This is a genomic window from Actinomycetospora straminea (assembly GCF_028737255.1).
GTDB lineage: Bacteria > Actinomycetota > Actinomycetes > Mycobacteriales > Pseudonocardiaceae > Actinomycetospora > Actinomycetospora straminea.
Map to the genome: position 1 here is coordinate 92,117 of NZ_JAQZAN010000004.1, position 11,947 is coordinate 104,063.

The window sequence follows — 11,947 nt, forward strand, 5'->3', positions numbered from 1 at the left end:
TGTCCTTCTCCCTTACGTATGCATCCGCAGGAAGCGCTGGCTGACGACGTTCTCGTAGTAGAAGAGGCCCTTGCCGAAGTTGTCCTCGGTCCAGGTGAGGATCTCGGTGTCGGGGTCGACCCAGTAGCCGCCGGTGAAGACCTCGTTGCGGATGCCGAGCGGGTCGAAGAAGTAGATGGTGTTGCCGCGCGTGACGCCGTGGCGCGTCGGGCCCTGGTCGATCTGGACGCCGTTGTAGGCGAGCGTGTCGGCGGCCTGGCGGATGTGGTCCCAGTCGTCGAGCCAGTAGGCCCAGTGGTGCAGGGCGCCGTTCGGGCCGTTGACGATGGCGATGTCGTGCGGGGAGCGGGTGTTGCCCGCGAGCCACACGCCGAGCTGGTGGCCGTTGCCGTCGAGCACCTGCTCGGTCATGCGCATGCCGAGCACGTCGATGAAGAACGCCGCGGACTCCGCGACCTCCTCGGCGTTGACCAGCATGTGGTCCATGCGCGGCGGGGCGATGCCGGGCAGGTCGGGCGGCGGGACGGGCGACGGGTTGCGCTTGCCGAGCACGTTGCCGGTCTTCTCGATGTCCCAGACCAGCTCCATGATCTGGCCCGACGGGACCTCGAACCGGATCGACTCGCCCTGGCCGACGGCCTCGCCGCGGCTGACCCGCGACGTCGGGCAGCCGTACGCCTCGACCTTCTTCTCCAGGTCGTGGAGGTCGTCCTCCTCCTCGACGCGGAAGGTGAAGGAGTCCATCCCGGTGCGCGGGTTGTAGCGCATCCGCAGGGAGTGGTGGTCCTCCTCGTCCCAGCACTTGAGGTAGACGCAGTCCTCGGTCCGCCGGACCTGCTGGAGGCCCATGACCTCGGTGTAGTAGGCAGCGGAGAGGTCCAGGTCGGGCGTGCGGACGTCCACGTGGGCCAGGCGCAGGATCCCCATGCCTCGGCTCCTTTCCGGTCCTCCCGGCGTGCTTGACGTCGCGACGCTAACCGCCCTAGCGTTCCGGAAGGAAGCAGTTGCGTTCCGCACATCGGAACGCGGCCCCTTGACTGCGGGCGCGACGGAGGGCACGGAGGGGACACGGCATGGCGGACCCGATGGCGATGCGCCGCGCGGTCGCCGGCTACGTCGAGGGCGTCCACCGCGCCTACCTGCAGCAGGCGACGACGTTCCCGCCGGCGGTGCAGGGCCGCCTGCCCCTGCTGTCCGCCGGACGCCTCACGGTCGCGGCGGTCGGCGCGCGCAACCTGCACATCCTCGCCACCACCGAGGGCCTCGGTCCGCCGCGCGGGCAGGAGGTGGAGGTGCCGGGGTCGGCCGAGGGGCTCGAGTGGGTGGTGCGGTTCTACGACCCGGTCGTCGTGCCCGCGCTCGGGCTCATCGACGAGTCCGACGGCCCGGCGTCGGAGAAGGTGCGGGCCGCGCTGGGGATCTCCACGGTCGTCTATCACGTCGTCACCCAGCCCGGGTCCGGGCTCTCGCCGCACCACGCCGGCCACGTCGGCTCCGGGCTGGCCAGCGCGCACTCGGCGGCCGCGCGCGACTTCGAGCGCCTGCGCGACCGGGCCCGCGGGCGCGAGGCGCTCGTCGACGAGATGGAGGGTGCGGCGGTCGCCGGCCTGCCGCGCGCCCAGGTGCTGCTGGCCCGCGCGATCCGCCCGCACGACGCCGCGGTCGGCGAGGCCGTCGACGCCGCCCTGCGCCCGGGCGCCACGCCCGACCCGGACGCGGTGCGCAAGGTGCTGCTCGCGAGCTTCATCCAGGAGCCGGCGTGAGCCCGTCATGAGCGATGCGCCCCTGCAGACGGTCACCAACGCTGCGCGCCTGCTCAAGGCGTTCCTCACCCGCGAGGAGTCGCTCGGGGTCTCCGAGCTCGCGCGGCGCCTGGGCCTGGGCAAGAGCGCGGTGCACCGGCTGCTCGTCACGCTGGCCGCGGAGGGGCTCGTCGAGCAGGACCCGCACACCGGCGGCTACCGCCTCGGGCTCGTCGTCTTCGAGCTCGGCGAGGCGGTGCGGGTGCACATGGACCTGCACGCCGCGGCCGGCTCCGTGCTCGCCCACCTCCGCGAGGAGACCGGCGAGTCCACGCAGGTCGGCATGCTCGACGGCCACGACGTCGTCTACGTCGACCGCCTCGAGTCGAGCCACGCGCTGCGGCTGTTCACCGAGACCGGCCGGCGCGTGCCGGTGCACTGCACCAGCTCGGGCAAGGTGCTCATGGCCTTCGCGTCCGAGCCGGTCCGCGAGCGCTTCCTCGCGACCGCGACCCTGGCCCGCCACACCCCGCACACGATCACCGACCCCGACGAGCTGCGCCGGGCGCTGGCCACCGTGCGCGCCCGGGGCTGGGCCGACGCCGTCGACGAGCGCGAGATCGGCGTGGCGTCCCTCGCGGCGCCCATCCGCGACGCGCGCGGCGTCGTCGTCGCCGCGATCGGCATCGGCGCGCCGGTCAGCCGGTTCCGCGCCATCCCGCGCAAGCGCCTGGCCCGCACGATCGTCGAGGCCGGTGAGGCCGTGTCCCGCCGCCTCGGCTGGTCGGAAGAGGCACCCCTACTCGAGAAGGAGAGCTGAGTGGCCGTCACCGACGCCCCGGTAGATCCGATCAAGGCGAAGGCGCGCGCACTCTTCGAGGCGCGGCGCACGCGGGTGCCGATCCCGCCGTTCACCGACAGCGAGCCCGACCTCGGGATGGCCGACGGCTACGCGATCCAGCAGGAGCTCGTGCCGCTGCTGCTCGCCGACGGCGACCGGGTCGTCGGGCACAAGGTGGGCGTCACGTCGGCGGCGATGCAGAAGATGATCGGCATCGACACCCCGGACTACGGCCCGACCCTGGCGTCGACGGTCTACCGCGACGGCGACGCGATCCCGCTCTCGCGGTTCATCCAGCCCAAGGTCGAGGCCGAGATCGTCTTCGTGCTCGGCGAACGGCTGCAGGGCCCGGGCATCCGGCCGACCGACGTCGCGCCCGCGATCGCCGGGGTCGCGGCGGCGATGGAGATCGTCGACTCGCGCATCGTCGACTGGCGGATCAAGCTCGCCGACACCGTCGCCGACATGGCGTCCAACGGTGCGGTCGCGATGTCCTCGCGGCTCGTGCCGCTCGCGGGGCTCGACACCCGGCTCATCGGGATGACGTTCACCCGCAACGGCGAGCTCGTCGACACCGGGGCGGGCGCCGCGGCGCTCGGGGACCCGCTGGCGGTGGTGGCGTGGCTGGCGAACGTGCTCGGCGAGGCCGGCGTGGCGCTCGAGCCCGGCCACACGATCATGACCGGGGCGCTGCACGCGGCGGTCCCGATGGCCGCGGGCGACGTGTTCCGCGCGGAGTTCGACCGGCTGGGACCGGTGACGATCAGGGTGGTGGAGTGACCATGGCCGATGTCCACGAGCTGGCGTCCCGGCTGACCAAGGCCGTCACCGAGCGCACCGCGATCGACCCGCTCACCGACGACGTCCGCGACCTCGACCTCGAGACGGGCTACGCCGTCCAGCGCGTGCTGCGCGAGCAGGCCGGACCGCGGGCGGGCTGGAAGCTCGGGGTGACGTCGCGGGCGAAGCAGGCCCAGGTCGGGGTGTCCGACCCGGTCTTCGGTTTCCTGCCGGGTGCCGCGGCGCTCGACCTCGGCGCGCCCCTGCGCACCGGGGAGCTGATCCAGCCCCGCGCCGAGCCGGAGATCGTCTTCGTGCTGGGCCGGGACCTCGCCGGCGAGCACGTCACCGCGGCCGACGTGCTGTCGGCGACCTCCGGGCTCGCGGTGGGCATCGAGATCCTCGACTCCCGGTTCCGTGACTACCGCTTCACCATGGCCGACGTCGTCGCCGACAACACCTCGGCGGCCCGCTTCGTCGTCGGCACGCCGGTGCCCGCGGCGGGCATCGACGTCCGCCTGGTCGGCGTGCTCCTGGAGAAGAACGGCCAGCTCGTCGCGACCGCGTCGGGCGCGGCGTCCCTGGGCCACCCGGCGGCGGCCGTGGCCTGGCTGGTGCGCCGCCTCGCCGCGTCGGGGGAGGGCCTCGCCGCCGGGGAGGTCGTCCTGTCCGGTGGCCTGACCGCCGCCACCCCCGTCGTCGCCGGCGACGTCGTGACCGTGACCATCGACCGCCTCGGGACGGTCGAGCTCGCCTGTACGTGAGTGGTTTTCCCGGCTGCAGCCGTGGATTTCGCTCACGAGGACCGGAGGCAACGCCATGCCGCTCGTGCAGATCACCCTCGCCCGGGGCCGCAGCCCCGAGCAGCTCGCCGCGCTGGGGGAGGAGGTCACCGCCGCGGTGACGCGCGCGGTGGGCGCCCCGGCCGAGAACGTCCGGGTCGTCGTCACCGAGTGCGAGCCGGAGCACTGGTTCGTGGGCGGTGAGTCGCTGGCGTCGCTGCGGGCCTCGGGCCGGCGGTGAGCCGGTCGTGAGCTGGGTGCGCGTCGACGCGCCGGGCGTCGTGACCAGCGACGACGGCCGGCGCTTCGTCGTGGTCGCGGTCGACGACGGCTACCGGGTCGTCGACGCCGTGTGCCCCCACAACCGCGGCCCGCTCGAGCAGGGCTGGGTCCGGGACGGGCGCACCCTCGTCTGCCCGTGGCACTGGTACCGCTTCGACCTGGACACGGGGGCGTGCCCGACCTCGCCGCAGCACGTGCTCGGCGTCTACCCCCTGCGCGAGGTGGACGGCGTGCTGCACGCCGACGTCGGGGACCCGCCGCGGGCGCTGTCCTGGTCGGAGCGCCTGCGCGCCCACGCCCGGGAGTGACCGGTCCCCTGTCCGGACCGCGTCGGGGAAACGGCGCCCTCGTCGTGATCGGCGGCGGGGTATGTTGCCGCGCGTGTCCTCCCCCTTCGGCGGCTCCGGGTCCGAGGACCCCCAGCGCTCCGAGTCGTTCGGCTCCCAGCCCACCCAGCACGGCCCGACGGCCGACCCCTCGGCGGCCCAGGGAGGCCAGGGCGCCCCGGCGCCGGGTCAGGGGCAGTACGGCCAGTCCGGCCCGCAGCCCTACTACGGCGGCTACGAGCAGCAGGGGTACGGCCAGCAGGGGTACGGCCAGCAGCAGGGGTACGGCCAGCCCTACGCCCAGCCCGGCTACGACCCGCAGCAGGGCTACGGGCAGCCGGGCTACGGCCAGCCGGGCTACGGCCAGCCCTACGGCCAGCCGGGGTACGGCCAGCCGGGATACGGGCAGCCGGGGTACGGCCAGCCCTACGGTCAGCAGGGGTACGGGCAGCCGGGCTACGGGGCGCCCTACGGCCAGCCCGGCTACAACCCCTACGGCCAGCCCGGCTACGGCCAGCAGCCGCCGAGGAAGAACAAGGCGCTGCCCTGGATCCTCGGTGGGGTGGCCGTCCTGGTCGTCGCGATCGTGGCGGTCGTCGTCCTGGTCGTGACGCTCGGCGGCGGGCCCGTGCAGGCGGCCTCGGCCCGGTCGGTGCCGATCCCCGACGCGAACCCGGCGGGCGTCACCGACGTCCTCACCCTCGACGGCTCGGGCTCGGTGTCGGCGCTGCAGGTCAACGCGACGATCTCGCACCCGTACACCTGTGACCTCGTGGTCTCGCTGCGCTCCCCGCAGGGGGCGACGGCCGTGCTCGCCGACAGCAACGACTGCGACCGCAACCGCCCCGGCCTCGTCCTGGCGCTCGACAGCCGCCAGCCCGGCAGCCCGCTGGCCCCGCTCGTCGGCCAGCAGGTCCAGGGCCCGTGGACGCTGGTCGTCGCCGACGGTGTCGCGATCGACCGCGGCACGCTCGACGGCTGGAACATCACCGCCGAGCGCTGACCGTCGACCGGCCCGGAGCTGAGGCGTTCTCAGCAACTCGCGCAGGACTGTCAGGGGTCGGGTCTACCGTCGAACACATGAGCGAACAGGTGATGGGGCCAGAGGCACGGGCCGCGCTCGAACGCGCCCGCCTCGGCGAGGTCGCCCGTCGACGCGAGAGCTACACACGGCTGGAGCAGGTCGCCGAGCTCGATCGGTCCGCGGTCGCGGAGGTGACCGGCGACCGCTCGACCGAGCGGCTGCTCGAGGAGCTCTGGCGAATCAGCGCCGCGGAAGCCCGCCGCGCGGTCGCCGAGTCCCGCGACCTGTGCCCCCGGCGCTCGTTGCTCGGCGAGGCACTGCCGCCCCGGTTGCCCTGCACCGCCACCGTGGCTGCCTCCGGGGAGATCGGGCCGGCCCACATCGCGATCATCCGCGCCACCATGCGACGGCTCGACGGCGTCGAGGGCCTCCCGGCGCACGCGTGGGCCGACGCGGAGCAGGCCCTGGCCGACGAGGCCACGCGGTGGGGACCGCGGGGACTGCAGGCCGTGGCCGACCGACTGCTCGCCCACCTCGACCCCGACGGGGACGAGCCGCCCGAGGAGGCCCGGAGCCGGGACGACGAGCTGCTGGTCACCCGTCGGCGCAACGGCACCCTGCTGTTCCGCGGGCGCATGGGCGACCCGGTGGACGGCGAGGCGTTCCTCGAGGTCATCGACGGGCTCGCCACCCGGTGCGGGCCCGAGGACCAGCGCGAGCTCGCGCTGCGCCGCGTCGACGGGCTCAAGGACCTCGTCGCCGACGCCCGCAGCCCCCGCGGCATCGCCGGCGACACCACCGGCCCCGACCCCGATGGTCGACCCGAGGGCGACGGCGAGGTGCCGACAGCGTTGCTCCCTGAGCCGCGCCGCGCCGACCCCGCCGAGGGTGCGTCGCGGGTCGAGCGGCCCGGCAGGGCGCTGCTGACCATCACCATCGACCACCGGTGGCTCCGCCAGGCCCTCGGGGAGCGGGGCGGCTACGGGTTGCTCGATTCCGGAGCGCGGGTCCACCCCGCCACCGCCCGTCGCTGGGCCTGCGACGCCGAGATCATTCCCGTGGTCCTCGGCTCCCGGTCCGAACCCCTCGACGTCGGTCGCACCCGGCGCACCGCCACCGACGCCATCCGCCGGGCGCTCGACCTGCGCGACGGCGGTTGCGCCTTCCCCGGATGCGCCCGCCGGCCCCGCCGCTGCCAGGCCCATCACGTCGATCACTGGCTCGACGGCGGCGACACGGCGCTCGACAACATGTGCCTGCTGTGCTCGTTCCACCACCAGCTGATCCACCACGGCCACTGGACGACTCGGATGATCGACGGGCGGCCCTGGTTCACCCCGCCCTGGGTGATCGACCCCGACCGACGGCCTCGACCCGGCGGACGGCCCCGCGTCCCCACCTGACGGGAGGAGTGGAGCGGTACCCGATCTCCGGAGGACGGTCAGTGCTCCGGCTCGTGCCCCAGGGCGGTCTCGCCGGTGGTGGTCACCTCGCCGGTCCAGCCGCACGAGCCGCACCAGCAGTAGAAGCGGCGGGCGTCGCCCTCCCAGAACTCGGTCGCGAGCCCGAGGTCGCGGGCGCACGCCGGGCAGAACCGGGGGGCGTCGCGGCGGTGGGCCTCGACGTCCGCGGCGAACCGGCGGTCGATCCGGGCCCCGGGGGAGCCGTCGGGCGGCCGGGGCGGGGGCTGCGGAGGGGGAGGTGTCACCGCGGGATCAGCCCCGAGTCGACCTGCGCCGAGGTGTCGGGGGCGAGGGTGGCCGTGCCGATCCCGCCCTCGGGGGTGAAGGACGGGCGCCCGGCCTCCTTGTCGGCCTCCACCCGCGCGGCCGCCGAGAGGTGGACCTGGGTGATCGTGTCGAGCGCAGGGGAGTAGCGCGTCGAGCCCATGCGGCAGAAGTCGAGCGCGAACCCGGCGCCGCCGGCGTGGAACTTGTCCTTCTCGCAGGGCAGGTCGATGCGCTCGTGCGGCTCGCGGATGGTGCCCAGCGGGTCCTCGCCCTTGGCGACCGCGGCCATCTGCTGGCGGAACATCTTGCGCAGCATCGCGACGCCGATGTCCGAGCGGCCGAGGTGCTCGGTGGTCCGGTCGGTGATCGGTCCCTGCGTCACCCAGGCCATGATGTCCTGGCCCTCGACGTAGTTGACGACGTGGTGGCCCCGCTCGTCGAACACCGGGATCTCGTAGTCGGGCACCCTCTCCTGCGCCACCGGCTCGTACCCCTCGGGGGCGTGGACGGTGTAGAGCATGAACCGGGTGGTCGTCCGATTGATCGGCACGCGGATCTGCATCTGGTGGATGCCGCCGCCCCCGACGCGCATGTTGTAGGGGAAGACGAGCGGGTGCCCGACCTTCCAGTCGTCGTTGTCCTCGCTGGCCCCGGCGAGCACGCGGCGCTTGATGATGCCCCACTCGAAGGCGTCGAACCCGATGCGCTGGTGCTTCTTGCCGAACGACGCCGGTGCCTCGAAGCCCTCGTGGCGCCCGATGAACTCGAAGTAGCGCCCGTGCAGGTGCTCGACGTGGTGCGGGTCGACGGCGTTCTCCATGACCTGCACGTAGTTGCAGGGGATGTCGGCCCAGCCGATGTCGCGGAAACCGTCCATGACGTAGACGTCGAAACGCGGCAGCAGCGGCGCCGGGTCCGGCCCGACGTAGGCCCACACGAGCCCGCCGAGCTCCTCGACCTTGCCGGCGGTGGCCCGCACGCGCTCCTGGAAGTTGGTGTTGTCCTTCTCCGCGGGCTGGTCGGTGCACGCGCCGTCGGTGTCGAACTTCCAGCCGTGGTACGGGCAGCGCAGGCCGTCGCCCTCCACGACGCCGTAGGCCATCGACGCCTTCCGGTGCGGGCAGGGCTCCGGGATGATCCCGTAGCGCCCGGACGGCGAGCGCCAGAGCGCGAAGAAGTCACCGAGCAGCTCGACCCGCTTCACCGGGAACTCCTCGAGCTCGCGGGTGAACGCGACGGGGTACCAGTAGCGGCGCAGCACCTCGCCCATCGGCGTGCCGGCCTCGACGGCGGTGAGTTCCTCGTTCTGCTCGGCGGTCAGCACGTGAGCCCTCCCGGGGTGTGGCGGTGCCCCGACGCTAGGCAGCCGCCGCACCGGCGAGAAGGGTTCCGTCCCGCTCCGCGGGATGGTGCGCTGCGCGCAGGTGAGCAGAAAGGAGTGCTCCAGCACTCATTTCTGCTCACCTGCCGCAGGCACCCGGAAGCGCCGGCGGTAGGCCAGCGGCGACAGGCCGACCGTCTCGCCGAGGTGGGCCCGCAACGACGCCGCCGTGCCCAGGCCGACGGCCGCGGCGACCCGGTCGACGGGCAGGTCGGTGCCCTCGAGCAGGCGCCGCGCGTGGGCGAGGCGCTGGGCGACCAGCCAGGCGTGGGGCGAGGTCCCGGTCTCGGCGCGGAAGCGGCGGGTGAAGGTGCGGACGCTCATCGCCGCGTGCGAGGCGAGGGCCGCGACGTCGAGGTCCTCGTCGAGGTGCTCGAGCGCCCAGGCCCGCGCTCCGCCGGTGGTGCCGGTGGTCCCCACGCCGGCGCGGGGGAGCGGGTGGTCGATGAACTGGGCCTGCCCGCCGTCGCGCCACGGCGACACGACGAGGTGGCGGGCGACGGCGTTGGCGACCTCCGCGCCCTGGTCGCCGCGCAGCACGTGCAGGCACAGGTCGAGACCGGCGGCGAGGCCCGCCGAGGTGGCGACGTCCCCGTCGTCGACGAACAGCACGGACTCGTCGACGTCGAGGTCGGGGTGCAGGCGGCGCAGGTCGCCGGCCCGGGCCCAGTGGGTGGCGACCCGGCGCCCGGCGAGCCGCCCGGCCGCGGCGAGCACGAACGCGCCGGTGCAGATCGACATCCAGCGGGCGTGCGCGGGCACGGTGGCGAGCGCGGCGAGGAGGTCGTCGGGCAGCGCGCCGTCGCGGCGGGCCGGCACGTAGTGCGTGCCGGGGACGATCACCGTGTCGGCGACCGCGAGCGCCTCCGTGCCGTGCTCGAGCAGCAGCGAGAAGCCCGCGGTGGACGCGACGCGCTCCTCGAGGCCGCACACCCGCACGTCGTAGAGCGGGCCGTCCGGTCCCTCCGCGGTCCCGAACACCTGCGGCGGGATCTGCAGGTCGAAGCCGACCACCGGGGGCAGGGCGAGGACGGCGACGACGTGCGGTCGGCCGGCGGCAGCGGGCATGGCCGGATTCTTGCACGAGTTGGCGTTCCGGCCACTGGCTCGGCGCGCGCTCCTGGCGCAGGCTGTCCCCTCGTGACCGAGACGCGGCCCGACCCCCCGGCCCCGAGCCCGCCCCGCACCCGCTCCTCCGCCTGGCCCTGGGCCGTCGCCGCGACCGCGTTCGTGACCCTGCTCGGCGCGTCGGGCTTCCGCTCCGCGCCCGGGGTGTTCGTCGAGCCGCTGCACGCGGAGTTCGGCTGGTCGACGGCGACCATCTCGTCGGCGGTGTCGCTGAACCTGCTGCTCTACGGGCTCATGTCGCCCTTCGCGGCGGCGCTGATGGAGCGCTTCGGGATGCGGCGCGTCGTCTCGATCGCGCTCGTGCTCGTGGCGGTGGGCAGCGGGCTGACCGTCTTCATGACGGCGTCGTGGCAGCTCATCCTGCTGTGGGGCGTGCTCATCGGTGGGGGGACCGGGTCGATGGCGCTGGCGTTCGTCGCCGTCGTCACCGGGCGCTGGTTCGTGCAGCGCCGCGGCCTGGTGTCCGGCGTGCTCACCGCGGCACAGGCGGCGGGCGGGCTCGTGTTCCTGCCGCTCATGGCGTCGCTCGCGGGCTCCGTGGGCTGGCGCGCGGCGTCCCTGGTGATCGCGGCCGGGGCCCTGCTCGTCGTGCCGCTGGTCCTGCTGTTCCTGCGCGACCGGCCGTCCGACGTCGGGACCGTGGCCCACGGCGCGGACCCGGCGGTGGACGAGCCCACCGAGGTCGTGACGACGGGCGCGGCCCGGCGGACCGTCACCGTCCTCGCCGACGCCGCTCGCACCGGCACGTTCTGGCTGCTCGCGGGCGGGTTCGCGATCTGCGGCGCGACCACCGTCGGCCTGCTCAACACCCACTTCGTGCCCGCCGCCCACGACCACGGCATGCCGGCGACGACGGCGGCGGGCCTGCTCGCGGTGGTCGGCGTCTTCGACGTCGTCGGCACGATCGCGTCCGGCTGGTTCACCGACCGCGTCGACCCGCGCAAGCTGCTCGCCGTCTACTACCTGCTGCGCGGCGGGTCGCTGGCGGTCCTGCCGTTCCTGCTCGCGCCGACCGCCGCCCCGCCGCTGTGGGCGTTCATCGTCTTCTACGGGCTGGACTGGGTCGCGACCGTCCCGCCGACCGTGGCGCTGTGCCGCGAGCGGTTCGGCGCCCGCGCCCCGATCGTCTTCGGCTGGGTCTTCGCCGCCCACCAGCTCGGCTCGGCGATCGCCGCGGTCGGGGCCGGTCTCATCCGGGACGTCACCGGCGACTACGACGGCGCCTGGTGGGCCGCGGGCGTGCTCTGCGTCGTGGCCGCCGGGCTCTCGCTCGCGATCTCCCGGCGGGCGGGGATAGCGTCGGTGCGGTGACGATCTCCGTGCACCCCCCGGCCGGCGACCGCGACTGGGGCGGTCGGCTCCCGCGCAACGAGACGCTCGACCTCGACGACGACCAGCGCGCCGCCCGCGAGGAGATCCTCGAGCGCTCCGCGCGCTGGGCCGAGCGTTCCGGGTTCGCGCCGACCGACGACGCGGGCGGGCTGATCGGCCCCTTCAACGCGTTCGCGCTGCGGCCCGCGCCCGGGCGGGCGTTCAACCGCTGGGTGCAGACCGACCAGCGCGGCTCGTCGCTCTCGGCGCCGATCCGCGAGGTCGTCATCCTCACCGTCGGGGTCGCCTGGCAGGCCGACTACGAGGTCTACGCCCACGTCGCGGTCGCGCGGACCGTGGGGCTGTCCGAGACCGTCATCGCCGGGCTGCGCGCCGGGGACACCGACGGCTTCGCGCCCGATGAGCTCGCCGCCCACCGCTTCGCCGAGGAGCTCGTGCGCACCCACCGCGTCACCGACGCGACCTACGCCGCCGCCGTCGCGGCGTTCGGCCGCGACGGGGTGCTCGACCTGGTCCACCTCGTCGGCATGTACCTCGCGACCTCGGCGCTGCTCAACGCGTTCGAGGTCCCGGCGCCGCCGATCCCGGCGCCCTAGCCT

General features: G+C 74.3%; 14 protein-coding genes. 10 read left to right on the top strand and 4 right to left on the bottom strand.

Annotated elements, in window-relative coordinates; genetic code table 11:
- Positions 1-12: 12 nt before the first annotated feature.
- The gene (locus PH190_RS07815; protein ID WP_274230935.1) at positions 13-927 is read right to left on the bottom strand and encodes a catechol 2,3-dioxygenase; all 915 of its coding nucleotides are present in this window, start codon (positions 925-927) and stop codon (positions 13-15) included.
- Positions 928-1,073: 146 nt separating this feature from the next.
- On the opposite strand from PH190_RS07815, the gene PH190_RS07820 reads away from it, so the two are divergent.
- From PH190_RS07820 to PH190_RS07855, 8 genes are all read left to right on the top strand, one after another.
- The gene (locus PH190_RS07820; RefSeq protein ID WP_274230936.1) at positions 1,074-1,763 is read left to right on the top strand and encodes a hypothetical protein; all 690 of its coding nucleotides are present in this window, start codon (positions 1,074-1,076) and stop codon (positions 1,761-1,763) included.
- Positions 1,764-1,770: 7 nt separating this feature from the next.
- A complete protein-coding gene (locus PH190_RS07825) occupies positions 1,771-2,562 on the top strand; it encodes an IclR family transcriptional regulator (protein WP_274230937.1) in 792 nt (263 codons plus the stop codon).
- A complete protein-coding gene (locus tag PH190_RS07830; RefSeq protein ID WP_274230938.1) occupies positions 2,563-3,363 on the top strand; it encodes a 2-keto-4-pentenoate hydratase in 801 nt (266 codons plus the stop codon).
- A 2-nt stretch (positions 3,364-3,365) separates the two neighbouring features.
- Positions 3,366-4,127: a 2-keto-4-pentenoate hydratase gene (locus tag PH190_RS07835; protein ID WP_274230939.1), complete on the top strand. Its 762-nt coding sequence runs from the start codon at positions 3,366-3,368 to the stop codon at positions 4,125-4,127.
- Between the two features lie 55 nt (positions 4,128-4,182).
- Positions 4,183-4,386 carry a 2-hydroxymuconate tautomerase gene (locus PH190_RS07840; RefSeq protein ID WP_274199461.1) on the top strand — a complete coding sequence of 68 codons (204 nt, stop codon included), beginning with the start codon at positions 4,183-4,185 and terminating at the stop codon, positions 4,384-4,386.
- A 7-nt stretch (positions 4,387-4,393) separates the two neighbouring features.
- Complete coding sequence (locus tag PH190_RS07845; RefSeq protein WP_274230940.1) at positions 4,394-4,735, top strand: Rieske (2Fe-2S) protein; 342 nt, start codon at positions 4,394-4,396, stop codon at positions 4,733-4,735.
- Between the two features lie 73 nt (positions 4,736-4,808).
- On the top strand, positions 4,809-5,756 hold the full coding sequence (locus PH190_RS07850) for a proprotein convertase P-domain-containing protein (protein ID WP_274230941.1): 948 nt from the start codon (positions 4,809-4,811) through the stop codon (positions 5,754-5,756).
- A gap of 77 nt (positions 5,757-5,833) precedes the next feature.
- Positions 5,834-7,180 carry an HNH endonuclease signature motif containing protein gene (locus PH190_RS07855; protein ID WP_274230942.1) on the top strand — a complete coding sequence of 449 codons (1,347 nt, stop codon included), beginning with the start codon at positions 5,834-5,836 and terminating at the stop codon, positions 7,178-7,180.
- A 38-nt stretch (positions 7,181-7,218) separates the two neighbouring features.
- On the opposite strand, the gene PH190_RS07860 is transcribed toward PH190_RS07855, so the two are convergent.
- The 3 genes from PH190_RS07860 to PH190_RS07870 all read right to left on the bottom strand — a co-directional run bounded on the left by PH190_RS07860 (position 7,219) and on the right by PH190_RS07870 (position 9,956).
- Positions 7,219-7,485 carry a hypothetical protein gene (locus PH190_RS07860; RefSeq protein WP_274230943.1) on the bottom strand — a complete coding sequence of 89 codons (267 nt, stop codon included), beginning with the start codon at positions 7,483-7,485 and terminating at the stop codon, positions 7,219-7,221.
- The gene (locus PH190_RS07865) at positions 7,482-8,831 is read right to left on the bottom strand and encodes a Rieske 2Fe-2S domain-containing protein (RefSeq protein ID WP_274230944.1); all 1,350 of its coding nucleotides are present in this window, start codon (positions 8,829-8,831) and stop codon (positions 7,482-7,484) included. The genes PH190_RS07860 and PH190_RS07865 overlap by 4 nt, the downstream gene beginning before the upstream one ends.
- Positions 8,832-8,957: 126 nt before the next feature.
- The gene (locus PH190_RS07870) at positions 8,958-9,956 is read right to left on the bottom strand and encodes a GlxA family transcriptional regulator (RefSeq protein WP_274230945.1); all 999 of its coding nucleotides are present in this window, start codon (positions 9,954-9,956) and stop codon (positions 8,958-8,960) included.
- Positions 9,957-10,028: 72 nt separating this feature from the next.
- On the opposite strand from PH190_RS07870, the gene PH190_RS07875 reads away from it, so the two are divergent.
- Positions 10,029-11,327 carry an MFS transporter gene (locus PH190_RS07875; RefSeq protein WP_420791598.1) on the top strand — a complete coding sequence of 433 codons (1,299 nt, stop codon included), beginning with the start codon at positions 10,029-10,031 and terminating at the stop codon, positions 11,325-11,327.
- Positions 11,324-11,944: a carboxymuconolactone decarboxylase family protein gene (locus tag PH190_RS07880; protein WP_274230946.1), complete on the top strand. Its 621-nt coding sequence runs from the start codon at positions 11,324-11,326 to the stop codon at positions 11,942-11,944. Before PH190_RS07875 ends, PH190_RS07880 begins: the two co-directional genes overlap by 4 nt.
- Positions 11,945-11,947: the final 3 nt, after the last annotated feature.